This window comes from Alistipes sp. Marseille-P2263, assembly GCF_018101075.1.
In the GTDB taxonomy this organism is placed as follows: Bacteria; Bacteroidota; Bacteroidia; order Bacteroidales; family Rikenellaceae; genus Alistipes; species Alistipes dispar.
This window is the reverse complement of sequence record NZ_JAGQEJ010000003.1, coordinates 43,426-69,103: the sequence shown is the minus strand read 5'-3', so window position 1 is coordinate 69,103 and position 25,678 is coordinate 43,426. Positions and strand designations below refer to the sequence as shown.

The window sequence follows — 25,678 nt, the reverse complement described above, 5'->3', positions numbered from 1 at the left end:
CAGTACAATAAACATACTGAATGAAAAGTATCGTTTTCCAATTACTACAAATAACGGATTTGTATTTGCGAGGTCATTCGAACTTTCCTCGAACAAAGGTCGTATGATATCTCGAACGCCAAGACCCGTGAGCGGAAACTGAAAGCCTTGGAGGCGGCAGAGGAATTGAAATGTGAAAACCTGCTGTTGATAACATGGGGAACGGACGATATGGCGGAATACAAAGGGCATACAATAAAAATCGTATCTGTCCGGAATTGGTTTTACGCATGTAAGCTGCCATATATTCTCAACATTCCAGTCGTTACAAGTCAAAAAGCCACCGACACGCCGCATCCGGATCGATGGCTTTTTATTCCCTGTTCAGATTCAGTGTCCTCTGCCCGTCATAGAACACCTCATTGTCGTAGTCGGTGGCAATCCTGATAGTGTCTCCTTTCTTGAAGAACCGGCTTTTGGCCACGTGCAGGCGCATAACGTTCTCCTTTCTTTCAGCCGATGACTGGTTGAGCGAAACAAGGTGCGTGCACGGGCGGGCCAGACCTTTGGCCTCCGAACAGTTGTACTCGGTCAGCACGTTCCGCTCGTCATTCAGCCACTCCCGGTCTTCGATGGTAGACTGGTAAGTCACCACCATCCATACCTTTTCGTCCGCCGCCAGGTCCTTCAGGTCATTAGCCACCGCGATACGCTTCGCCCGTTCATGGTCGGCTCCCCATGAACGGCGGTTGGCATCCGTCAGCAAGTCCATCGAATCCACAATCACGATGTCCGGATTATATCCTTTGAGCTTCCTGTATTCCGAAATGCCGTTCTTGATGTCGAGTGTCGAGACCTGGGCATTGAAACGCGGGTAACTGCGCACCGTGATGCTTCCGGCATACGAGGCGACCAGTTTTTCCAGATGTCTCATCTCCGTATCCGAAATCTTTCCCCGCTCGTAATAGTAGGCGTTCCTGGAAATCAGTCCGCCGGAATAGGCGTTCAACGCCTCTTCTTCCGAACCTTCCAGCTGGAAATGCAGCACATGCAGCCCGTCATCGATGTCCGCCCTGACACCGATCCATTTGGCGATGTGCGACTTTCCCACGCCTGTGCTGGCCAGGAAACAGGTCAGCTGACCTCGCAGGTTACGTCCGGCATTGAGCGCATCCAGATACGGGATGTAGAAGCGGGACACACGAGGGGCGGCCGAGCGTTCCTCTTCCTCCTCGCGCCGGCGGTTCCTCTCGAAACGCTCCTTGAAAGTCGCGGCCACATCGACGAACGAGGAACTCTTCAGCGTGAACCCTGCCAGCCACTCGGCATATTCCCGAAGAGTCTTCTCCGCCTTGTCCTGTTTGTTCTCGTTATACAGTTTTCCGACCTCCGCATAGACCGACTGCAACCGGACCCCCTTGATGTAGGACTCCAGCATGTCGGTCATCACCTCGGCACTCTGTCCCTCGTCATACTCCCGGAAAGTGTCTATCAGCTCGATGGCGTCGTAATCCTCATGGAAGGTCTGTGCCAGCACGGCATACGACGGCGGTGTCTTGTATGTCTTGAAGTGTACGGCTATCGCCTCCTGTACCTGCTGGAACGAACGGTCCGGCAGGTATTCCTTACGCATATGCCGGGCTAGGACAGCACACAACGGTTCCTGTCTGAGCGCCGTGGCATAGAGTTCATACAGGAACTCGGCACTGAGCGGATTGACGGCACTCATGGCTTCGCCTCCTTTTTCCGCCACGCCTCACAGCGGATACGGTACAGTTCCGGATAGCGCGCCTGTGTCCTTCTGCGGCATGGCTCCGCTTTCGCACATTTTGAGCATGACGGGGAGAAAGGCGTCCACATCAGCGTGGAGAGCGCACAGACGAGATATCCCGCTTCGGTGGAGAGCAGTCGCCGCTTGGTCGTCTCCTCGTATTCCGGATAAATAAAACGCCCGAACGGATGGCTGCGGCGGTCTTCCACTGCCCGCGCCAAATCATGCCGTGACAGCCCGAAACTCTTCAGCCACCGGTCCTCCCGGTAGCGGCGTTCCTTTCCCGAGCGGAGATAGCGGCCGATGGCTTTCTTTCCGAATGAATGGGAGACGTTCCATTTCCTGCGATACGCGGTATCATATCCGGAAATGGCATATGTCTGGCAGATACAGAAGTCGGACAGGCGTTCCGCACTGACGGAGACGACCTCCCGGCACAAGCCGTCGAAACACATCCCGAGTTGCCTGTCCGACTTGCCGCCGGTAGGGAACACAAAATCCGCCCACACCGTGGTGCGGACCAGCCGTGTAAAGAGCCTCCGGCATCCGTCAATCCATTCTTTTCTCTCCATCGCGTGTCAATAGTTTGCGCAGCTGCGTCTTGGCTAGGAAGATGCGGCTTTTTACCGTTTCTACGTTCCTGGTCTGCAAAGTACCGTTGTTATAGGTGATTTCCATGATTTCCCCGAGTTTGTAACCAGCCTGCTGCAAGAGCAGGGCTTCCCGGTAAATCGGTTTGAGCCGGTCCAGTGCCCAGAGGATGTCATCGTTATAGAACTCGCGGTAGTTGTCCATCCCCATGCTGTTTCCCGACGGTTCGTCCTCATCCGACAGCGAAGAGGATATTTCCGAAATGTCGATATTGTCGTCCGGGGGCATGCGGTTCCTGTTGCGGTTGTTCAGGTCCGCCACAAGCCGTTTGGTCACGGCATAGATCCAGGTCTTTACCGGACGGGCCGGGTCATAACTGTCCATATACTTGAAGAAGTTGGCCAACGCCTCGAGGTAGTTGTCCTCGATGTCCTCCTGGTTATAGGTATATTTGATACAAATGCTGTATATCAGATTCTTGTGCGGCATCACATATTTTCTGAGAAGTTCCGCCCTCTGTCTCGCGGATTCGTCTTCAGGCTGGAGAACCGCAATAAACACATCTTTCTTTTCCACGTTTCCACTGACTGAAAAGGTTGATAATGAATCTCATGTCCTAATCTGTCAGCTACCGTGAGCGTCAATTGAAAAAACGGGCGGCAGCATTACCGCCGCCCGGAAAAAATCCAAACCGTTGTCGGCTTGTCACAGCCTGTGCCTGCGGATGTAATAGTAGAAGAGGTGGCAGGCATCCGCCGCATTGTCATCCACCGGGACAATACCGTATCTGTCCTTGCAGGCCGCGACCATCTGCGTCTTGGTGGCGTGTCCGTCTCCCGTCGCCCATTTCTTGAGGACAGCCGGGTTGACGAACTCCGGTTCCGGGATATCCAGTTCATCGCACACTTCGAGCAGGATACCCCTGAGTTCCGAGAGCCGCCGCATGTCGTAGAAATGGCGGTTCACGCTCACATCCTCGGCCACGACGCGGCGGATGCCGTAACGACGGAGCAGCGAGAGCAGCGTAGTCCTGAAAGCGCCGTGCATCTTGTTGCCGTTGCGCCGTTTGCTTTCGGTGAAGTTCCATGTCCCGGCCTCATGCAGGGAGAAGTATCCGGTATGCGTGGCGATGTCCAGCGCCAGTACCTGCTCCCGGGTCAGTACGCTATTCTCCGAGTCTCGATTCGCCATTCTCTTTCACGATTACCAGTTTATGCGGATAGCCTTCAGCCACATTCCCGTGCGAGACTACCAGCACGGTACCGCCGAGCGAGTTCAGCGCCTCGAACATGGAGGCCAGCCCCGCTTCATCGACCGCCTCGAGTATCTCGTCCAGCACGAGCAGATCCAGTCCCTTGTCCCCGTCGCAGTTGCTGTTCACGAGTTTCTGCATGGCAAGGATGGTCGCCAAATTCACACGGGCGGCTTCGCCTGCCGAAAACTTGCCGAACGAGCCGCAGTCCATGCCGTCGCGCAGCAGTGAGATGGAGATTTTCTCCCTTACCTTACCACTCTTGAGGACGGTATACCCGTCGAAGCGGATACGGATGTCGCTGCCGATGTCTTGCAGGAACTCGTTGGTGATACGGCTGAGCGCCTCGATTTTCGTGTTGGCCAGATAGGTCTTGAACTGCACGAACCGTTCCCGCTGTATCTCCAGGGCACGGACCCGGGCATCGACGGCCGTCTTGCGCCCTGCCGCCTCGTTGGACTTCCCGCGCGTTTCACGGAGAGTGTCCTTGAGCGATTGTATGAGGTCGGGTGAAGCCGCCTCATCCAGCTCCCGGATCGTGGCCTGCAAAGTGTCGATGGCGCAGGCCGCAGCCTGTATATCTTCCTTGCCTACCCGTATGCCGCGGTTCAGTGCGGCATTGCGCTCGTCTATGAATCCGAACACCTCGTCGAATACCTTGCGGCGGACACCTTCGATTTCACTTTGCAGGGCGGTAATTTCGGAAGCGATGCGTTTATGCCCGCTTTCCACCTCTTCCACGTGGCGGGTGGCATTCCTGATGGCCCGTTCGTGCCCGGCCAGCTGCTCCTCCCATCCGGTGCGTCTGCCTTCCAATATCCGGCGCTCATGGTTCAGCCGGTTCTGCTGCAACTCCACGGCATCCGTCTCCTCCTGCTTCTCATCGATACGGCCGTTGATTTCCGTGAGCTGCCGTTGACGGAGCTTCAGTTCCTTCATGCCGGCCTCGATGTCGAACTGTGGTTCTGCCACCAGAAACTCATGCCCGCAGAAAGGACAGGTGATGGAGCCGGCCAGTTTGTTCGAGAGGCCGTCAATACCGGCAGAAACGATACGCCGTTTATGACGCAGTTCCTCGATGCTGCCGGACAGGTCGCGCAGACGGATGTCGATTTCCCGCAGTCTCTCCGCAGTCGTATCGGACTGATCCCTGTATGCCTCACAGAATGCGGCATACTCCTTCTTGAACTGTTCCCAGCCGTCAGTCCTGTTTTTCAGTTCCTGTTCCGCCTGCTTCAAGACGGCATCGCAATCCTTCAGCCGCTCTGTGGCGGTCTGTAACCGTCCTTTCTTTTCGGCAATGACCTTGTCCCAGTCCGTCTGCCGGGCATCGGGAAAGAGGGACATCATTTCCGCTATCTTTTCCAGACATGCTTCCAATGCGGTATCTCCGGCTTCCAGTTCCTGCAAAGCCTCGTCCGCCCGCTGCACTCCGGCAAGCTGTTCCTCAAGCCTGTCCACGTTCTCGTGCCCGGTACGGATCTGCTCCCTCTTGGCCGCTATGGCCGTTTCCAGTCCCATGATACGTTCCACACGGGTACGCCCCCGCTCGGCTCCGGCTTCCTCCTCCTTGCGTATCTGCTCCTGTAACATCCCGATACGCCCGTCCAACCCGGCCAGTTCCAGTTCCACCTGCCGTTTCTTTTCAGAGAGCGGCACGATGTCTTCCTCCACTTTGGCGATGGCTTCATCCACCAGGATACCGTTGGAAAAGCGGTTGATGACCTCTTTCTTCTCCTTGTCCGATGACGAGAGGAAATCCTCATACCGGTATTTGGAAAGGATGAAATTGTTGAGCAGCTCGTCGCGTGTGATACCCAGTTTGTCAAGAATATACCGGTTATAGGCATCCACCGAAGGCTGTACCGCTTCATCGGTTACCACCTGCTTGCCGCCACGGTAAAGCGTACAGCTGACAGAGGAAGCCCCCTTGCGCGGGATACGGCGGTTGACGAGCAGTTCCTCGGCGGCGGAATCGTTGATGAAACGCAAAGCGATACGGCATTCTTCCGCTGCATCGTTGATAATCTCCTCCGAGCGTATCTTTCTAAGCGGGCTGCCCGTGATACCCACGGCAATGCATTCCAACAGGGCAGACTTGCCGGCCCCGTTCGACTGCTGGGACTCATTGTCCCGGTTATCGCCGAAAATCAATGTCGTCACGCCTTGCCGCAGCATGTAGGACAGCGAACGGAAGGCGCAGAGATTTTCGGCTTCTATCGTCTTTAATTTCCACATGATCTGTTTTCTATTCTAGATAAATACTCCAATCCCATCGACACATCCTCGATCTGTTTCTCCCGGCAGAAGTCCTCGTAGGTTTCCCGGATGCGGCGGCTGTCGAATTTCTCGAAGAGCGAAGAGGATACCGCCTCCGGCAGCTGCTCGTCATCGGCAACCAGTTCTACCTTCGCCGCTCCGGCTTCCAGCAAGGCGGCTTTGTCCACCGATTTCATCGCGGCGGCAGGTGCATGGACACGCACCTTGACCTTGTAGCGACCATCGGCCTCCATTTCACGCAGCTCGTCCATCAGGTGCAACCCGGCACGTTCCGCCGGCATATCCATGACACGGTACCGCATGTTCACGCGGTTCTTGACAAACTCGTACGTGCCGTCCGTATACAGCACCGTGTATCCTTTCTCCTCGTCCTCCCCGAAGTTATGCTGGCGCGAGGAACCGATATATTCGATTCCCGTCCCCGGAATGACGGTACGGTTGTGGTAATGGCCGACAAAGACCTTGTCGAAAGGAGAGAATATCCTGGCAGGCAGTTCCTTTTCCGAAGGCTGTGCCAATGCCCCGTTGATACCCTCATGGATGTAGAGGAAGTGCTCCGGTTCTCCGGAAAGCGCTTCCGCAGCCAATCGTCCGAGCCTTTCGGCAAAAGAGCCGTCTTCCGGAAAATAGCTCATTACATGGAGCGCGAACTTCCATTCCGGGCGGCACAGGGTCAGGTACTCATCCACGACAGTCACATTCGGATGCCGGTCGAAGACATGACAATATCCGCGCAGGGATTCCTGGTTCACCTTGTCGTGGTTCCCTTCCGCCAGCGTGACATGAATGTCATGGTCCGCGGCGGATACAAGCATATCCCTGACGGCCAGCAGGACATCGAGTGTCTGGGCGGCACGGGAAAAGAACAGGTCTCCTCCGACAACCACTTCCCGGATATCCCGTTCCCTGCAAATTCCCATGGCCTCCTGCCAGTTGGCCTGGAATGCAGGGATGTTGTCTTTCGAGATGTGGATGTCATTCAATAACAAAAGGCAGGGTTTGTTCTCTTTCATACTAAGTGATTGTGATTAGGACGGGAGGCCCGGATGCCTCCCGTCGGATTAGAATTCAAGAACTTGTGAAAGGCTTATCTGCGGTGGCGGGGACGCCCGGCACGCTCTTCCGTTTCCTCCGGCTGCTCTTCTTCCTCCCCGGGGACATCCTCCGGTTCGTCACTGGGCTTCGGACCCTCCATCTCGCTTTCGATCAGGTCGAGTAGTTCCCGGTTGCTCGTGGAGCGTGTGACACGCACGGAGAGCCCTTCCTGCTCGATGTAGCCGCGGATCATCGCACGCAGCTCCTGGCCTTCCTCGGTCTTCTCACCGAGTTCCTGCCGCTGAAGCTCGTCATAACGTTCGAAAAGGTCGTCCAGCGAGATGCCTCCGCCTTCACGCCCGTTTTCTCTGTTATCTTTCGTACGGCGGTCGAACGAGAACGCGGATATATCCTCCTTGGGCAGTTCACCGTCCAGCGTGTCGATGACCGTCTTCATTTCATCCGTCTCCATGAGCGACATGCCGTAGATACCGTCGCACTGTTTGAGGAACTCGACGGTGGCTCCCAGATGATAACGGGTGTAGCGGTAGATGATTTCCGGGATACGCGGCGCACCCATCAGGGCGGTCAGCTCCTCCTTGGTCAACGGTACCGGTTCCGATTCGTTGTCAATGGAAATGACATACTCGGTCTTGGCTCCGTTCTTGCGCTTTTCAATCTCCACCGGATAGGCGTCATACACCGAGGAAATCGGGCACGGGTAAGACGGATTCTTGGCCAGTTTCTTGCTCCACAGCTTGAACTTCCTCTCATCCAGATCCTTGAACTGGGCATGGGAAAGGGTCATCATCTGCACGCCTTTGGCTCGTTCACCCAGGTCGAATACATAGAGACAGTGGCCGTAACTGTATTTCAGACCGCCTCCGAACGAGCCCCCGGCAATCTTTTCCGCCAGTTTGTCGTCCCCGTCCTCTTTTGCGGCTTCGACGGCCATGCGGCGGTAAGTCTCGATGGGATCAACGCTATATCCGGCATCGGTAGCGCGGGTGACAGTGACATACATCTTTTGGGGCTTGTTCCCCGTAGCGGGTTTCTCCAGCTCCAGAAGCAGCTGGTGGACGGGATACTCATAGCCCGGACGTGTCGGCGAGCCGTCCGGATTGGGAGCGATGGGCAGGATACGGAGACGGTAAGTCCCGAACTTGTCCATGCGGAAGAACTCCGTACGGGCGAACGCCCTGTTCTCCTCCTGGGCACGCAACTGTGCCTCCTGATAAGATTCCTGAACGCCGAGGAACATTTCCTCGACAGACATGCCTTCCATGCCGTTGTTCTTTTCTTCTTCTTGCATAAACGCTTTGTTTTATGGATTTAAAAATGCCCGAAGAATGCGACACGGTATACCCGCATCGCAAAGAAACTGGTAACAGGACGGACGGGTTCGGTTGCACCGTCCGCGTTCAACTGATAAAATTGGGAGAGGATGTCTCGCTGACCGTATCCCGAAAGAGGATACTCATTTGACAATATGGAAAGGTCTTGCAGCGACCGTGGAATACAAAATTAGGCAAATTACCCGGAACAGCCATACATGTACATGAATGTTTCTCACCGGCATTGTCCTTCAGCGCATTACCGTTTCATTTTAAGAATGCTTTTAATCTCTCCGAGCAGTCTGTCGCCGCCCGGCGCGTTCCGCGCTTCGGCAAGCAGCCTCCTGCGGTTCCGGCGGATATACTCTTCTCTCTTGCGGCGGCATATGCCTTCATAGTAGGCTTTGCGCTCCGGCGTGAGCCGTTTCCCGCGCCGGCAATAGACCCCGTCCCGGCGGTACTCGTCCAGGTAGCGGCGGAACTTCGCCTTGCCGCAGGAAGGGTCTTTCGATGCCTCCGCCACCGACCGTATGACCTGCCAGTCCGGCTCGAAGGGCTGCTGCGTGGCGCATAACCTGCGGAGCAGATGATAGACTACCGGCATCTCATACCGGAGCATGAAGCCTATCCGTGTCTCGTCGAAAGGAAAGCGCTTAAGCGTCCCCTGCGGTCTTCCGTCTTCTCGCTTTCGGGGCTTCTGCTGCCGGGGAGACGGTTTCTTCTGCGGCTGCCGCCTGATTTTCTTCTGTTTCATGATGTTGCGGTTGAATGGTTTGCTGTACGGTTTCACGGACGGGAACGTTCCTGCGCTCCGCAATCCTCCGGCGGCTTTCAATATCGCCGTTTACATTGAGTTTATGTTTCATGACTATACAAAATAGGTGAAGTTGAGTTCTACATTGACATTGTACATACCGCGCTCGTAAAGCTGTATCCTGCGCGAACCGCCGTAGATGGTGAACGAGGAGCCCCGGTTGTACTTGTGGTCATCGTTCCAGTCAGCGGCGCTGCAGCGCACGCTGTATCTCGGGGGCTGTATCTTGTTCGGGATGACGGCAACGATGCCGCCCCAGTTGCTGCCGTCCCTGCGTGCGGTATTGATATACCCCTGTATGGACACGATATTCCCGATCTGGCGGATAAACAGCCCCTGGGTATCTGTTCCCGAGCCGCTGTTCTCCATGTGCATCCATCCCGTATCCGCCAGCAGGGGCTGGTATTCTTCCGCATAGGCGGCTCCGATAGCGCGGCAGGCCTGCCGTTTCGCCTCCGCTGTCGGCAAGGACAGGTCGGAAAGTTTGCCGTCCTTGCGCAGGTAGTCCTTGACGATTTCGTCTTTGGACAGCACGTCCAACTTGTTCCGCAGGAGCTGCCGGGCTTCCATGGGGGATTTTCCTTGCCCGGTCAAAAAGTCGATGTAATCCTGGAACAGGTTTTCAAGCGCGGCGAAGCGGGCGTCCGCCCCGGCCTTGGTATACAGGTTCAGGTTGGTGGCGATGGTATCCTTTTCGGAAGCGTTGTAGCCGCCCATCAGCCGCTCCGCCTTTTTCTTGAGTTCCCTGACAACCTGCGAGGTCATCACGTATCCCTCGACCTGCGCGTGCGAAATGCCGCCTTCATCTATGTAGGCGAACGAACCGGTCTTGATTTCCAGCAGTTTGTCCCTGAGTTCGGGTGTGAAGACAATGCCCTCGTAAGCGGAGTCAGTCCCGAGCTTGCCGTCCATCATCCGGTCTATCTCGGCCGTGGAATAGACTTCGAGGTTCTTGCGTGCCTTGCCCTTGTCCGGAAGGTCGGACAGGTTCGAGGTCTTGGCCAGTTTCAGCTCCCCGGTACCTTTCTTTTCGGCATCGAGGGTATCCCTGACGGCCGCCTGCCGCTTTGCTTTCAGTTCGGCGGCTTCCTCTGCCGTCAGCCCGCTGATCTCGTCCGCCGTCAGGCGCACCAGCTCCTTCAATCCTTCGGAGATTTCCAGAAATACCTCCCCGGCTTCCGCTTTGGAATAGACATCGATATTCTTCCGGGCGGCAGCCTTGTCCATGACATCGGAAAGGTTCCCGTCGGCGGAGAGTTTCATTTTCAAAGCCGCCGCGACGGTTCCCGATGTGACATAACCTTCGCCGCCCTCCGTCAGTTCTCCGGTAGTGATAGCCGCCAGTTTCTTCCTGTATTCGGTCGTGAAGTCTTCGGTAGAGAGCTGTTTGCCTTCTACCACATCCACTTTCTTTCCCATCGCCTCCGTAAAGGCCCTGACGGTCACATAGGTGTCGGACACGGATTTTCCGTTGATTTTAAGCGTACCGAGCACATCCACCGCTCCCAAAGGGGCAAGCACGATGTCGCCCAGAGCGTTCCTCAGCGCAAAACGGAAACTGTCAGCGGTGTCGAAGCCGACGGTGGCGAGCAGCGCGGCGGCACTGTCGCGCCAGGTAATCAGGTTTGTCAGCCTGGCATTGTCTTTCGTATAGGCGGTATTCTGAATATCGATACCCCGTCCGGTGCTTTGCAGGGAGAGCAGTCCGCCGACCTGCAGGGTGGCGGTACGCCCGATGACTTTCAAAACAGGTGTGGTGCAGGCTTTTCCGTCATGCACGGCAAAGTCACGGTATTTTGTTCCGCCGCCCTCCGTGCCGTGGTAATTGATACGGATACAACCCTCATCCGTCACATCCGAGGTGTTATAGATGTCGTATCCCTTGATGCGGACAGCCCCGATCCGGGCGTTTTCATTCAGCGAAGTACCGCAGGATATGCCGTCTTCCGTAACCCTGGCCAGTTCCTTGCCTTGTTTCATGAAACTGAACGTGCCGTCCGTCCGGATGACAATCTCGTTGACAAGCAGACCGTGCAGGTAGGCACCGATGGCGGCATGGCCGTCCGCCTTGACGATGCCTTTGAGCATGTAGCCGTTCCCGCCGCTGACGGAGACGGCGGTCTTGGAGCTGATTTCTTTCTGCCCGGTGAACGTTCCGGCCAGCACCAGATCCTTCTTGACGGTCTGCCGGGCAAAAGGTGTATCGAGCAGGACAGCATAGCGGCCGAAGAACTTGTCGATGAACCGGGGTGCATAGCTCTCCGTCACCTCGATGGCCGCCGGCAGTTTGTCAGTAACCGGATCGACCGTATCCGGGACAGCCTTGGCTCCGGCACAGAGATAACAGGTACGCCCGCGCTTGTTGACCTCATTGGCGTAGACCACCGATTCATGCCGGTTGATTTCGTATATATAATAGGGATAGACAGCATCGGCGCAGCCGTCGAAACGGCGTACCTTTCCGCCGAGCCAGACATAACCCGGGGAGACGCGGGGACCCTCGATCTCGCATCCGGAGATGATGAAGTCCGAGCAGCCGTCAAAAACGGCACTCATGCTGAGAGCCAGTTCCTGCAAGTTCAGGATATCGTCCGAGTAGGTATACCGTCCGCCGGTTTCCGCAATATATTCTTTCATTGTCCTGTATTCTTATTGGGGGTGTATTCGTCTTCGTCGATCTTGATCAGGTAGGTCTTGCCTGCTGTCTTATAGGTGTTCACCACATAGGAAAGCATATAGACCAGTTCCCGCGGAGGTATGGTGACGGGCGGGACGCAGACCATGAAGCTGACCTTGTTGATCAGCTTCTCTTCCGCCAGCAGGTAGAACGGACGGGGGCGTTCCGCCTCATTGTCCGTTGTAACCTGTTCCCCGTTGTACCATACGGTGAAAGGACGCTGGTATTCCGCCCCTTCGTGGTACAGGTCCACACCGACACTCGTGCTGTCCTTGATGAAGATGCGGTCCTTGCCGTCCTTGATGTATTTACCGAACCGGTAGTTCAGGAACCACTCGAAATAGATGACCTGTGAGGTCATGCGCACCTCGATATGCCGTTCCCGTGCAAACGTACGGAACCGTTCGTTCAGGCTTTGCAAGGGATAGAGGCAGCTCTGCACGAAGAGGATGAACCGCCGTCCCGACAGGTAGTGCGGCACGAGCCGGTTCACCGAACGGTCTATGGGCAGCTTATATCTCATGGTTTTCGACTTTGAGCGTGATGGCTTCCCGGAAGGTCGGCAGTTCCGACTCCTCGTCCTTGCGCGAGGACTCTTTCAGGTAGCCCGAGGCGGTGTATGTCATGCGGCCGACACGTTGCAGGGGCTGGATTTGCCCGTCCGTATCGTGGCAAGCAATAAACACGCCCTGCTCGGGGATTGCCGTCTCGTCGATATAGACGTCTGTAACGTGTTCGGCACGGCGTATGGCATCCGTCAGGCGGGAGACATAGACCGCAGCGTCGAAGTCGATGCCCATAATGTAGTCCCGGATACGGGTCTCGATGCTGTCGTACATCTCCGCCTCGGGAACGGCACCATCGTAGAAGACCGTAAGACGCGGCACCAGCACGTCGCCTTTGGTCGAGATGACCTCGATGCGTGTGCCGGCGAATTTCAGCTTGCCGATATAGGCATTGATGGGCACCAGCTCCTCGGCGGGAATAGCTTCCAGATGTCCTTTCGTGCCGGTAGCGATTTTCAGTACCAGCTTGCTGTCGAGGTTGCTGTCGTCCGTGCTCTCCACATAGGAGACCTGCGTAATGATGCGTTTGGTCTCATCGACCTGGGCATACCCGAAAGCCAGTCCGTCCTCGCGGACGGTCAGCTCGTCGCCCTGCTGGTATTGCAGCAGCGCATTGGCGTAGTAGTCCGGCGTGCCGTTGATCCGGTTGTTGATGGCTTCCGAGATATCCACCGCGAAGACATCAAGCAGCGTCTCGAAACTGTAGATGACAGCGGCTACGGTCCATAGGATACCGTTCATGACAGACAGCTTCGAGTCGCTGGCGAACTCCGTCAGTTCCAGCCGCCGGTTGCGTTCCTGCACGGCTTCATTGTATATCTCCTTAATCGTCCGGCTCATTCCACTGTATAGGTTATATCGTCGATAATGAATTTCCACGCGCCACCCTCATTCCAGGCCTCCTCGTGCAGGATGACCCATACGGCTTCCATGCCCGAGGCGATACGGTAGCGCCCCGTTTCGGTATCCCGGTCCGGCTCCCGATAGGTTCCCGTCGGGGCTGTAGGTAAAATGACCGTGCAATTCCGTCGGTCGCCGTAATGTTCCACAAGGGTTGTCAGGTAATGATCTATGACTGTCGGTTTCAGTCGGGCGGCGGAGAGGTCGAGTGTCATCAGTTCCCGGCATTCGGCAAGCGGTGCAAGATCGGCCAACGCGCAATTCGACAGGTTCAGGCTGTAGGTTCCGGAAAGCAGCCGCAGGCTCTCCAAGGAGAGTGTGGCGTGCGTGAGCGTCAGCTCCTCCACCGGCAGTGTCTGCACCAGTACCAACGACCGCGGTTTGAGCCCGCTCCAGTCGATACTCCGGAAGCAGGCATCGGTAAACCAACGGATACGACGCCTGTCCCTGACTTTGTTGTCGAAGGTATGGGTGAGCAGCTGCGGCGTGTCCGCGAGGAGGACGGTCTCGGTGTCGCTGTTGTCGCCCCAGTCGATTTCCAGCTGTCCCGCACCGGAAACGGCACACTGCACGGTGATGATCCCGGCAGCGAGCGTGAGGACGACAGCAAGCGGCAAGGTGAACGTTTTGGGATAGACATGCCGTTCACCGTTAGCGGGGACGATGCCGTGCAACCCGTTATAGGCGACTACATCGGCGCGGATAACGAAATCGTCCGTGTAGACAAGTTCCCGGCCGGCAGTCAATGTCGTGGCGAAGGAGAGATCGGGGTTGTTGATGAGCAAATCCACGACTCCCTCGATGCTGCCGTACAGGTACAGGGCCACATCGTAGATATTCTGTCCGGCTACGACCCTGTACTTACCCATCGTTCTCCTCCTTTTCCTCGGTTTCTAAAAGCAGCTCTCCCGTGGCAGAATCCATATAGGCATTCTTGATGACGACCTTGTCCGACAGGAATTCCGACTGCAGTTTGGCGGCAAGACCGTTGTTTTCCAGACTCGAATGCAGGTAGTCGACGAGGCCGACACCTGTCGTAGAATGTTGGTAGAGATTTCCGGCTGAAGCTTTCAGCAGAAACGTCTCGTTCTGGGCTTTGGCGGCTCCTATTTCGAAGTCGGTCTCTGAGCCGCTGTACACGGCAAGGTAACCGTCCCGTGACAGCAGGTTGTAGACTCCCTTCTCATTGAGGGAGAAAAATGCGGCCAGGGCGATATCGGCCGTGCCGGCTTCCGTCTCCGCCACGACGGGAAACCAATGTTTGCCCGTCGCAGGATTTCTCAGGTACTCCGTGCCGCCCGAACCGCTTTCCATAACCAGACGGACCGTCAGGCGGCGCATGTCGGGCGTATAGGGAATCCTGACATGGAACCCTTTGCCGTCGTTATACGTGTACACGAAGCCGACGGGGACGGTAATCTCTCCGTAGCGGAAGGTGTCGTTGTCCGCACCCGCGACGGCATCGAGCAGGCGGAAGTCGTAGAAACTCTTGCCGGCGATATTGCCGGAAGTCTCCACCTCACCGTATTCGGCGTCCATTGTTATGTCCTGTCTTGCCATGAACGATACTTCAACAAAAAGCCCGACCATACATCAGAGTACGACCGGGCACTCTTTTCAAAAGAGTAGCGGCAGAAAGAAAGGATGGTTTACTTCTCCTGAATGAAATCGTAGATGCGCGACACGGTAGCCCACATATCGTCCGGAAGCTCCTCGTCCGAGATGCGTTCGCAGGCTTTCCGGAGATACTCCATCTCGTCCCCCGAGAACTCCACGGCAAGCGGTTTCTCCTTCTCCACATCCCATTCGATGCGCTTGTCCTCGGCATTCTCGTGAAGACCGATGGCTTTGCGCTCCTCGTCCGGAATGGCGATCTTGCGCAGAATCTCTTTTTTGAGGTTGAAGTCCTTGAAGTTGCCCCGTGCCGGCAAAAAGGACGGCAGGTAAAGGCGGTCTTTGACTGACAGTTCCATATTATTTATGCATTTTGTACGTTACTCTTTTTTATTTCGTCGATCATGGTATCGAAATCATGAAACAGGGGTGCAAGCGGCTCTCCCATAGGAATGTTGCATGAAATAACGCCTTGTTCCATGTAGATGATACCTATCTGCGGAGCGTTCCCCGAGCCATCCGTATCCTTCTTGCGGATGGAGGCGTGGACGCGGGTCAGCGCGTCATTGACGATGGAATATTCCAACTGGTAGTCGGCATTCTCCGTGCTCTCTTCGGCAACCTTGGTTACCGTTACGTTGGTGATGTTCATAATTCGCTTCTGTTTTTATTAAGTGTAGGGATATTCCCAGCAGAAAAGTTTTTAATAAGAGTGATTTAATATCTGGTAATGGAACGAGGGGTAATTGGCGCACAATACCGTAATGGAGTCTCCCTTGGCTAACGTGTAACTGGCAAGATCCCCGTTGTGGTTACGGATATTGGTGAATACAAGGCTATTCCCCCAGTTGTAGTTGTAAATTAGGGTAAATATGCAGGCGAAGTCCGACGGCAGAGTCGAGTAACCGAACATGGTGGCCACGGACGATGCCGACGGCAGGGTCACGCTGTACTTCTGGTTGGCATAAACGAAAAAGATGTTGAACTGCGAGAAATCGATCGTGTAACCGCTGCCTGTGAAATAGACATTCTTGATCTTGTTGCCGATGCAGGCAGGGGCTATAACAGAGGCATTGGACCATATTCCGTAGTTACGGTTACCGTTTTTGACATCGATATAAAGCCCGTAGTTGTTATTAAAGATGCTGTTCACCTTGTTGTTCACAATACGTCCGGTGGCACATGATCCGCCGGCGGATGCCGGTATGGTGTTGCTGCCGAACAGGACATACGAAATGGTGTCCCCCACGCGGAACAGGTCGTCGTAGATGGCAAGGCCGCCGCCTGAGCCGGTTCCTGTCGCCGTCGAGCCGATGCGCCCCTGACCGATGACGAATCCCCCGATGGTGCCGGCATTGGCGTTGATGGTGCCCGTCATCGTGACATTTCCCGAGGCGTCCCATTTGATATTCTGGTTGGCCAGATAACCCGATCCGTCATTGGCAAAGGAGATTTTCCCGCACCCGAACGTGGCGGAACCGTCCGTGTTCAGCGCCCAATAGTTTACTCCGGTGGAAGGGTTGTCGTGGTAAATATATCCTGAAGCCCCCATAACGATGCGGTGCCCCGAGGCCGGAGCCGAAGCGGTCAGGGCGCTTGTTCCGAGAATCCAGCCGCCGATCTTGCCGCTCACGGCCGTGATACCGTTCCTGTCCAGCGTGACCTTTACGCTATTGTTCGCATCCTTGACGGAGATGCTGCCGTTATAGCTGCTCCCTCCGACAGTCAGGGCGGAATCCACGATAATCTGGTTGGCGCGTACGGTTCCCGTGTAAATGCCGTTGGCATCGATGGTGGTCGTGTATTTCTCCGTGGAGGTAAGGTCGAAGACCGTGGCATAGGCCACATACCAGATGACAGGCGTATCGGAAGTCCCCTGCGTGCCGTCCACGTAGAAGAAATGGGTGCTGGAAAAATCGGCGGTGCCGCACACGACCTTGTAGACGTATTCTTTCCAGTCGCCCGTGCCGGCGTTCGACGTAAGCCACCGGTGCGAACCTCCCGTGCCGACGCTGTTCGTCGCCCAACAGAGATTTCTGCCGGCGGGGATCTTGGCGATAATGCGGGCGACGAGCACCTTGCGGTAACCGCATTTCGCCCCGAAATAGAAGCCTCCGTTGCGAGGGCTGGCACTGCCGCTGGTCTGGATTTTCAGGACATACTTGCTGTCATTGGGTGCCGTGGCATCCTGCTGCCGGGTAACGGTCACCATACCGTTCTGGGAGTTGTTGTAAACCACGACACCGTTGTTTCCGTTCCAGAAAGTCGGGTCGCGGTAGAGCATCTTCCCGAACGCCATGGCCGAAGCGAGTTCCTGCGCCGTCGTGATGCCCGTAGTCCACTGGGCGGATACGGATGCGGCAAAGGTAACCGTGCCGGCGGCATTCCATGAGATATTACCCGAGGCTATGTGCCCAGACCCGTCGTTGTTCAGACTCCATTTCGTGGAGTTGGCGATAGATCCGTCGCTGCCCAGCGAGATGTTGTTTTTCCAGATATGGTTGTGGTCGAAGGCCCACCCCGCGATACGGTTGTATACCTCCTTGCTGCCGCTTTTGGTATAGTTCACCGAGAGGCAGAAGTATTCCAGATTGTCCCATGACATCATCTGAAGACCTATGAATCCGGTCTTGACACTGTTGCCGGATGCCGCCACCTGCCCGAGGACGATATGCCCTGCATTGCTGCTCTGATACCACGTAAGGCATATACCCAGCGGCTTGTAGGCTCCCGTGTACCAGTAACCGCTGCCCGTGGAGGCGGAACGGATTTGCAACGGGATGGCACCCACAGCTCCGACGTTCCCTATGGTCATGTTGTCACTGCCGATGGAGAAACCGCCGATCTTGCCCTTCGTGAACGTGCAGCTGAGACCGTTGATGTAATCGGTATTGATAATGGACGACTTGATACCCACGGCATCGAGTTTCGAGGCGCTGATGCTGCCCGCGGCGATACGGTCTGCCGAAAGTGTTCCCGTCTTGATACTGCCGGCATCGATCGCCACGGCGTTGACCTGCGCCGCGGTAAGGGTGCCCGTGTAAATCCCTGTCGAGCCGATATAGGTCAGCGGGTGCGCCGCAAGCGTGCTGTCCGTGCTTTGCGCCAGAGCAATGAACCGATGGCGGCGGATCTCCTCCTCGACGGCAGCCGTGAGGGTGCGCGGCGCGGGGGCATAGGCTTGTGTGGAACCGCTCTGGAAGATAAGGTCGTTGCCGTAAGCGATTTGCGGAGCTGCCGGAATCGGCGAAGGACTATAACTGCTGCTCTCTATCGGCTGGTCGGAGTAGAGGTGGTACACGGCACCCGTATCGCCGCCGCCACGCAGGAAGACGGCGAACATGCAGTAGTTGCCGCACAGCTGCGCCCCGGCGAACATCCGGCAGTAGGTCTCGGAAAGGTCATAGATATCCCATGAATAGGCAATGCCACCCCAACCGCCGAAGTTGGTTTTGATAAGTACGATCAGACCTCCTTTGTGCGTGGATGTGTTCCACGAGACCGGAGCCTGCTCGGCATATCCCCGACGGACGAGAATGGTACGTTTGATGTTCTGGTCGCCACCTTTGAAAACGACTGGATAATAGGTCGCTTCGTCGCCGTTGATGATGAGTTTCTTGTAATATCGATAGCCGAAGTTCGTAACCTTGGCCGCTTCGATGTCGTTCTTCCATTGCAGCGATACGGAAGCCCCGAACGTAACGTTCCCGGCAGTGTCCCATGCAATGTTGCCCGAGGCGATCTGCCCCGAACCGTCGTTGTTCAGTTTCCATTTCGTGGAGTTGATGATCGAGCCGTCGCTGCCCAGCGACACGTTGCCCTTGCGAATGGAAGTCGTGTCGATCGTCCAGCCGGCTATGCTGTTGCTCGAACCCAGCTGTGCCACGCAGTACCCTGCACTGTCCGTGGTATAGAGCCCGAAGTCCGTGTCGCTGTTGTAGTAGAGCTGCACCCGCTGCCCGCTAGCGACACCCGAATTGGCCCCGTACACCGCGATGCGTCTGTTGCCGCTGTCTATCGAGATATGCGTGGCAGTGAGGGCCGAAGCCCCGATCATCCAGCCGCCGATTTTTCCTTTGGTGAAGGTACAGCTCAGGCCGTTGATATAGTCCGTGTTGATGATGGAGGACCTGATGCTGGCGGCATCGAGCTTCGAGGCCGCTATACTGCCTGCCGCTATGCGGTCGGCGGAGATGGTTCCTGCGGTAATCTGCGAGGCGGTGATACTGCCGGTATAGATTCCGTCGGCCGTGATCTTCGTCAGCTTGGGATAGCCGCTGCCGCCCAAAGCCGTGGTGAGGGAGCCGATAGGTGCCGTCCACAAGGCACTGACCGTCGAGGCGAACGTGACGTTGCCCGAAGCGTCCCACGCGATGTTGCCGCCCGCGACCGCTCCGGCTCCCGAGGCATCCAGCCGCCATTTATAGCCCCGGATACCGTTCGAGCCGAGCGTAATGCTACCTGCGGCAGAGGTGCAGCTCCCCACAGTGTTGTTCTTCGTACCCCGGTAAAGGGAGTCGGCATCCACCGTCCAGCCGCCGATTTTCCCTTTTGTAACGTTCAAGGTCAGAGCTTCGATGTTTCCGGCGGTAATCAAGGAGGCTTTCAACGCCGCCGTGTCGATGCGTGCCGCAGCGATAATCCCCGATGTGATCTGGGAAGCACTGATGGAAATCGTCTTAATCGTATCGGCCGAGAGTGTTCCGGTAAAGACGCCGTCCTTGTCGATGTAGGTCGCACCGACCCAGTTCAGACTCACTCCGCTGCCGAACTCGACCTTGCCTGTCGTGGCGTTATACCTGACATACTGGTCGCCATAACCCAACTGGGCGTTACCGCCGTTATCTACATAGAAGGTTTTGTAGCCATCCCTAAATCCATAGATGCCGTTTACCGCCTCTGCGGCGATCGTTCCCGAGGAGGTCTTCGTATTGAGTGTAAACGAGCCTATGGCTATCCCGGAGACGGTGCCGTCGCTGTTTTTCGTGCCCGCAAAGAGTTTGGGGGTGATGACCGTGTTGCCGTTGATGAGCGTCTTACCCGTATTCCACTCCTTGACCCAGTCGAGCATGTCGGCATCGACCCCGTCCTTGCCCGGGATACCCGCCTTGGCTTTCGACCAGACGAACGACAGATGATAGACAATACCGGAAATTGTCACGGGAATATCTATTGTTCCGTGGTCGGCGAGGGTCGTCGTACCGGCGGTGATAACGTAGGTTAAGGTCTTCGTGCCGTTATTGACGGTAACGGATGAGAATCCCGCCGGCTTACCCACCGCACCGATGGTAAAGGCCGTGAGTTCCTCGTCCCCGCACATCACCCGTACGGTCGAGGTGAGAGTGACGGACGAGAGAATCTTCCCCGTGTCATCCGCGGGGAACACGTATTCACCCAAAGACTGGGTTATGGTATACCCGTCCTTCTGGACATAGATGGTCGCCTGTCCCCGGGCGATGAGAATCTTTGCCATGAAACCTTTTTCTGAAAGTATAGTGCGGAATGATTCCGGCAGGTTGCGGATTTTTTTTCGTGTAAATGATATTATTATAAAAAATATTTGTATTTTTGTAATTGGAAATGGTTCCGGGCGGTTCGCCGCCACGGATGAAAAGGGAATCCGGTGAGAATCCGGGACAGTACCCGCTGCTGTAAGTCCCCTCAAGGTTGCCGCAACCTGCCACTGGTGTAATGCTGGGAAGGCGCGACGACTGGGACGAGTCAGAAGACCTGCCATGACCGGAAAAGGATTTACACCCGCGGGAGAAAATCGGGTTGCGATCAGATACGGAATGCCGTAGGAGTCATTCTCATATTTGAAGACAAACATAATCCCGTTCGTGTAAACCTGCGCGAACGGGATTTTTTGTGTTTGTTAAAAATATGTTTTATTAAAAAACAAGTAAGCTATGAAAAGAAATTTACGCTTTCTGGCGGGAGCTTTCCTGTTGACGGCAACCGCCCTGTTCACCGGCTGTAATTCAGACGATGACTTTTTGATGAATCCTCAAACTGATTCAGTAACTCCCGAAACCCGAGCCAACTTTAATGATGATGGCACTACAACCATTACATTCGATGACTTCGATGAAACATTCATGGCGGTTTCGCCTAAAGCAGAGAACTACTACACGCTTTATGGATATACTGCAGAGAACCAAATCAGGGAAATATACGATCCCGATTTTGTGTTTGTCTCCGACATGAATACTGTAACCAATTCTTATGGAGCGTATACTGAATTTTCCAGTGGTGCCATTGCGTTGTCGAAATACAATTATCGTTCTGATTCTGCTGCCGGCAAGACTTCTGGAACTAATTGGTGGTATACTTGGGAGAATCAATGTAGTGTCTATAATACAGCATCCACAGATGGGGCCAATACAGGGGCAGGTCACAGCGGTTCCAATTTTGCTGTTGTATACGGCTACTCTGATTTCGGAAATACGGAGTGGATGGCCAAACCTGAATTCTATTTTGACTCCCCTCGCAAATTCAAGGGTTTATGGTATTGTAACACAGCATATACCTATGGTGTGATTATAAATGGTAATCAGTTCGGAACATCGGGTGTTGCAACACCGTTGAGTAATCTGAAAGATTCTGACGGCAACAATATAGGATATTTCCAAGTCAACATCGAATGTTATGACGTAGATGGAAATTTGATCACCACTGTATCGAAATTGTTGGCCGACTACCGATATGATAAACCAACAGTGTCCCCCGTAACTACATGGACATATTGGGATATTAATGTAGCGGATGTGCAAAGTGTAAAATTCAATTTTGAAGGATCTGATGTCGATCCTATATATGGACTCAATACTCCGGCGTATCTTTGTATAGACGACGTTACAATAGAATAACAATTTAATATAGTTTGGCATAGAACTGAAATCAGTTCTATGCCTTTTTTATTATGAAGGCTTTCATATTTAGTATTCTTGTACTTTTGTTTTTTATTACAAGCTGTAATAAGAACGATGTAATTACTGAAGAAATAAAACAAGCTCCTATAATTGAACTCGATAGTGAGACTGGCATTTACACTATCAAAGTTGGGCGTGAACTGACAATTGCCCCGACATATAAATATGCGAATAATGCACTTTATGCATGGACAGTAGATGGAAAACTTCTTTCATCTGAATCAATATTGAAGTATACATGGAATCAGGAACAACATCTATATATCAAATTGCGAGTTGATACACCAGAGGGTTATGCGGAAGAAGAGTTAAAAGTAGAAGTATTGGAGTTAACTCCACCTACAATTTCAATCATAATCCCCTCTAAAGGATTAAAAGTGCCTCAAAACACGGATTATATTTTATCTCCAGATATTCAACATGACGATCTTGAAAATTTTAGAATTGAATGGGTACGCGATGGAGAAATCGTCGGAACAGAAAAAGCATATACGTTTCACGAAAAAGAACTCGGTACATATTCGATAACAATCCGGGCATCCAATATAGACGGAGAAACAATCCGTGATTTCGACGTAGAAGTTGTGGAAACAATGCCTTATTCCGTACGGTTTCCGACACCATCCTATACACAAACTTCTACGGATCGTTATACTTTTGCAGGGCGTCCTGTATATTTGCGGCCTTTGCTGGAATATTTCGATTATCCACAGTATCAATGGCAGGTCAATGGAAAAATTATGGAAGCCGCTACCGACAGGGTTTTTAAATTCACGCCGACGACTCCTGGAGAATATTTCGTTGCTGTTACTGTTACAGAAAAAATGCCCAACACACAGCCACTTTCACGTAACATAACACGTAGTAATACTTCAATTACAACGACAGTTAAGGTTATTTGTGAAGAAAAAACGGAACAAGAACGCTATCGGCAAGCGACAGCGACAAGTTCAGGTATTTGGGATAAGGTTTATGAATTCATTCCTGCTCCCGGACAGTTTATTAATGAGTTATCCCAAAATACCGGATTTATAGGAAATGAAACGACGCCCCAACAAGCCATAGAGTATGCAACGAAACGATTGAACAAAAAAGCGCATGTTTCACTGGGATCTTTCGGTGGTTATATCATCATCGGTTTTGACCATAGTATTGCTCCGAGTGGCCGAGAATACGATTTTGCAATACAAGGAAATGCTTTTAACAGTTCGAGCGGTGGCTCAAATGAGCCGGGCATTGTTTGGGTAATGCAAGATATAAATGGCAATGGCCAGCCAGACGATGAATGGTATGAATTAAAAGGATCTGAAACCGGCATCGATGGTACAATACAAGACTACGAAGTAACTTACTATAGACCTGCACCCAGAGCACATACTCCGTGGGTAGATAGTGAAGGTAATTCAGGTTCTGTCGATATGAATGCATACCATGGCCAAGAATATTATTATCCCAATTGGATTAAAGAAGATAGCTATACATTATATGGGACGCGTCTGACTCCTCGCAACAATCAAGATCCCGTTACAGGATATTGGGCGAATAACGCTTATGAGTGGGGGTATGTGGATAATATGGGTTCAGATAATCTGGTAGGAGGAAATGTCATTGATGGTAGCGGTCAGCGCAACGGATTCAAAATAGCCAATGCAATATATCATGACGGGACTCCAGTAAAATTGCAATATATAGACTTTATCAAAGTTCAGTGTGGAGTATTATCGAAAAGTGGTTGGCTTGGAGAGATATCCACAGAAGTATTTTCATTTGAAGACTTATCAATAACTAATAATCAATAATATGAGACAGTTTTGGCTTTTACTATTCATTGCCCCATTTCTTTTTTTATCATGTTCAGAAGATAATCAGACTCCAGAAAGTCCTGCTGATGCCGATGACAATTTTATCACATCAGTCGTGATGACTGTGGCAAGTCAATCCTATACAGCGGAAATAATTGACAATATAATTACCATAACAGTTCCATATACTGTTTCGTTAAATAATGCTCAAGTCGAATTCAAATACACATCCTCGGCAACAATTATTCCCGATCCGGCAAGCATTACTGACTGGGATACGGAACGAACGTTTCGTGTAACCTCTTACAATGGAGAAGCGAATGATTATACATATAAAGTCATTAAAGACGAGATTCGCTATGAAGGGGATGTGGAATTGAAGACAACAGCGGATGTTACGGCTTTCATTGATACGGACGTAACGGTTATCAAAGGTGATTTGATTATCGGGTCGGATGCTGAGGATGCAGAAGAATTGTCGGATATCGCCGCATTAAAAATATTGAAGGAAGTCGAAGGAAACATCATCATTCGGAAAAGTTATGTTGGACAAGATCTTACGGGACTTGATAATATCACTTCAATTGGAGGTTTGCAAATAGGAACTGAAACTGCCTTTGCGACCAACAGTAAATTGCAGATGGTCAGTATGAGATCTTTGCAGCATATTACTGGCGACATCGTTGTCTGCAACAATCAAGTAGCATATGTGCAATTCGACAACCTTGAAACGATTGATGGAAATATAATATTCAGGACTTCATCTCTACAAAGTTTTGAATTCCCTAAATTAACCACTGTCGTAAAGGATTTTGATCTCCAGTGTCTGACAAGTGACGGAGAACCAGGAGGAGAAATCACATCTTTGAGAATTCCTGAATTGACAAAAGTAAACGGTCGCTTAGGGGTTAATAATTTAGGCAAAATGATTTCTTTGGAATTTCCGAAATTACAAGAAGTTGGAAGTGTGGATTTTGCTTCTATACCGATTCCGTTGGAGACCCTTTCATTGCCGGAATTATCGGTAGTAAACGGCGACCTTAATCTCGTTTCCAGTTATATTGCGTCCGATGCTTTTACATCTACGGGAAATAATAAATTACAAGAAATAGATGGACTGTCTAACTTGTCGATTGTTAAAGGCACATTGACAATATCTAAATTCCAAGTCTTGAAAAAATTACCGGATTGGAGTAAATTAGAACAACTCGGAGGACTGACCTTGCTGCGTTTATTGGAGTGTTCTGATCGAATTTTAGATTTGAGCAAAGTAAATTTTGTACCTTTTGAGGATAACGAACCTTTAATTTCTATTACAGACGGGACTATATTCTCAAAAATTATCACAAAAGAGGATATGTCGCAAGTTAGCATGTTTCTAGCTCCGAGCGGTATTACCGGTTCAAGTGTTGGAATAGATCCAGAATTGAATTTTAAGAGTATTAAGAATTTTAAGTATTCTAGCAATATGACAACAGATCCTGTATTCCAATTTGAACGAGTTTACGGGAATATGGAAATTATAAGAGGTTCAAAAAAAGGCGTTTCAGCCCCTAACTTGGTAAGTGTAGATGGATATTTAAGCATCGAAACTACAATGGCAAACAATATCTCGTTCCCGAAATTGGAAATTGTCGGAGGTCAGTTATGTATTATCGGTAATCTGAACGCTGTTTCTAACTATGATTATGATTTTACGAATTTAAAGTCAGTCGGTTGTTCAAGCAATCCTCAATATATCAAAGAAGGGGTGATTAATAATATTTTATATGGTTCTTTAGATTTTATGGCATCAAATAAAGATTTTACATTTCCGTCATTGGAACATGTCGGGGGTGTTGGTATGACTGTTCGTGCCGTAAAAACTATTTCATGCCCCAAATTGCAGGCCATTGATGGAACACTTTGTGCTGCAAATGCAGCATCGCTTACGACTTTCAATATGCCAACTTTAACAAAACTCTCAGGAGTTCGATTTATCCGGTTGACACGGTTTGTTGATTATACGTTCTTCAAATCTTTTGTAGAAGAAGAGCAAATCAAGAAAGAAGACTGGCTTGTAACCAATTGCGGTTATAACCCCACCTACGAGGATATGCAAGCCGGTCGCTATACCCAGCAGTAACACCCA

At 52.6% G+C, this 25,678-nt stretch carries 20 protein-coding genes and 1 riboswitch; of the genes, 3 read left to right on the top strand and 17 right to left on the bottom strand.

Annotated features, from left to right (window positions below; genetic code table 11):
- Nucleotides 1-352 precede the first annotated feature (352 nt).
- From KB554_RS04945 to KB554_RS04870, 17 genes are all read right to left on the bottom strand, one after another.
- Entirely contained in the window at nt 353-1,708 is a 1,356-nt protein-coding gene (locus tag KB554_RS04945; protein WP_004293560.1) for a DnaB-like helicase C-terminal domain-containing protein, read from the bottom strand.
- Nucleotides 1,705-2,322, bottom strand: coding sequence for a hypothetical protein (locus KB554_RS04940; RefSeq protein ID WP_008672745.1), 618 nt, complete (start codon nt 2,320-2,322; stop codon nt 1,705-1,707). Before KB554_RS04940 ends, KB554_RS04945 begins: the two co-directional genes overlap by 4 nt.
- Nucleotides 2,300-2,902 carry an RNA polymerase sigma factor gene (locus KB554_RS04935; protein ID WP_004322848.1) on the bottom strand — a complete coding sequence of 201 codons (603 nt, stop codon included), beginning with the start codon at nt 2,900-2,902 and terminating at the stop codon, nt 2,300-2,302. Before KB554_RS04935 ends, KB554_RS04940 begins: the two co-directional genes overlap by 23 nt.
- Before the next feature lie 144 nt (nt 2,903-3,046).
- Nucleotides 3,047-3,532 (bottom strand): hypothetical protein, encoded by a 486-nt coding sequence (locus tag KB554_RS04930; RefSeq protein WP_004293563.1) that lies wholly within the window; start codon nt 3,530-3,532, stop codon nt 3,047-3,049.
- Nucleotides 3,507-5,831 (bottom strand): hypothetical protein, encoded by a 2,325-nt coding sequence (locus KB554_RS04925; protein WP_004293564.1) that lies wholly within the window; start codon nt 5,829-5,831, stop codon nt 3,507-3,509. Before KB554_RS04925 ends, KB554_RS04930 begins: the two co-directional genes overlap by 26 nt.
- Entirely contained in the window at nt 5,819-6,886 is a 1,068-nt protein-coding gene (locus KB554_RS04920) for a phosphoesterase (protein WP_004293565.1), read from the bottom strand. Before KB554_RS04920 ends, KB554_RS04925 begins: the two co-directional genes overlap by 13 nt.
- A 74-nt stretch (nt 6,887-6,960) precedes the next feature.
- Complete coding sequence (locus KB554_RS04915) at nt 6,961-8,220, bottom strand: hypothetical protein (RefSeq protein WP_004293566.1); 1,260 nt, start codon at nt 8,218-8,220, stop codon at nt 6,961-6,963.
- A 281-nt stretch (nt 8,221-8,501) separates the two neighbouring features.
- Nucleotides 8,502-8,861 (bottom strand): hypothetical protein, encoded by a 360-nt coding sequence (locus tag KB554_RS13255; protein ID WP_224241394.1) that lies wholly within the window; start codon nt 8,859-8,861, stop codon nt 8,502-8,504.
- Between the two features lie 34 nt (nt 8,862-8,895).
- A complete protein-coding gene (locus KB554_RS13250; RefSeq protein WP_191835317.1) occupies nt 8,896-9,108 on the bottom strand; it encodes a hypothetical protein in 213 nt (70 codons plus the stop codon).
- A 2-nt stretch (nt 9,109-9,110) separates the two neighbouring features.
- A complete protein-coding gene (locus KB554_RS04905; RefSeq protein ID WP_004293569.1) occupies nt 9,111-11,693 on the bottom strand; it encodes a hypothetical protein in 2,583 nt (860 codons plus the stop codon).
- Nucleotides 11,690-12,256, bottom strand: coding sequence for a hypothetical protein (locus tag KB554_RS04900; protein ID WP_211035109.1), 567 nt, complete (start codon nt 12,254-12,256; stop codon nt 11,690-11,692). Before KB554_RS04900 ends, KB554_RS04905 begins: the two co-directional genes overlap by 4 nt.
- The gene (locus KB554_RS04895) at nt 12,246-13,139 is read right to left on the bottom strand and encodes a hypothetical protein (protein ID WP_004293574.1); all 894 of its coding nucleotides are present in this window, start codon (nt 13,137-13,139) and stop codon (nt 12,246-12,248) included. The genes KB554_RS04900 and KB554_RS04895 overlap by 11 nt, the downstream gene beginning before the upstream one ends.
- Complete coding sequence (locus tag KB554_RS04890) at nt 13,136-14,068, bottom strand: hypothetical protein (RefSeq protein ID WP_004293575.1); 933 nt, start codon at nt 14,066-14,068, stop codon at nt 13,136-13,138. Before KB554_RS04890 ends, KB554_RS04895 begins: the two co-directional genes overlap by 4 nt.
- Nucleotides 14,061-14,738 carry a hypothetical protein gene (locus KB554_RS04885; protein WP_004293576.1) on the bottom strand — a complete coding sequence of 226 codons (678 nt, stop codon included), beginning with the start codon at nt 14,736-14,738 and terminating at the stop codon, nt 14,061-14,063. Before KB554_RS04885 ends, KB554_RS04890 begins: the two co-directional genes overlap by 8 nt.
- A gap of 110 nt (nt 14,739-14,848) precedes the next feature.
- Complete coding sequence (locus KB554_RS04880) at nt 14,849-15,172, bottom strand: hypothetical protein (RefSeq protein ID WP_004293577.1); 324 nt, start codon at nt 15,170-15,172, stop codon at nt 14,849-14,851.
- A gap of 5 nt (nt 15,173-15,177) precedes the next feature.
- Entirely contained in the window at nt 15,178-15,465 is a 288-nt protein-coding gene (locus tag KB554_RS04875) for a hypothetical protein (RefSeq protein WP_004293578.1), read from the bottom strand.
- A 51-nt stretch (nt 15,466-15,516) separates the two neighbouring features.
- Complete coding sequence (locus KB554_RS04870; RefSeq protein WP_004293579.1) at nt 15,517-20,286, bottom strand: hypothetical protein; 4,770 nt, start codon at nt 20,284-20,286, stop codon at nt 15,517-15,519.
- A 91-nt stretch (nt 20,287-20,377) separates the two neighbouring features.
- A riboswitch (cobalamin riboswitch) is annotated at nt 20,378-20,566 on the top strand.
- Nucleotides 20,567-20,722: 156 nt separating this feature from the next.
- On the opposite strand from KB554_RS04870, the gene KB554_RS04865 reads away from it, so the two are divergent.
- The 3 genes from KB554_RS04865 to KB554_RS04855 are packed head-to-tail and all read left to right on the top strand — an operon-like array spanning nt 20,723 to nt 25,672.
- Nucleotides 20,723-21,682: a DUF4465 domain-containing protein gene (locus tag KB554_RS04865; protein WP_004293580.1), complete on the top strand. Its 960-nt coding sequence runs from the start codon at nt 20,723-20,725 to the stop codon at nt 21,680-21,682.
- A 53-nt stretch (nt 21,683-21,735) separates the two neighbouring features.
- Nucleotides 21,736-23,544 (top strand): PKD-like domain-containing protein, encoded by a 1,809-nt coding sequence (locus KB554_RS04860; protein WP_004293581.1) that lies wholly within the window; start codon nt 21,736-21,738, stop codon nt 23,542-23,544.
- Between the two features lies 1 nt (nt 23,545).
- Nucleotides 23,546-25,672, top strand: a complete 2,127-nt coding sequence (locus tag KB554_RS04855) for a hypothetical protein (protein WP_004303979.1) — start codon at nt 23,546-23,548, stop codon at nt 25,670-25,672.
- Nucleotides 25,673-25,678: the final 6 nt, after the last annotated feature.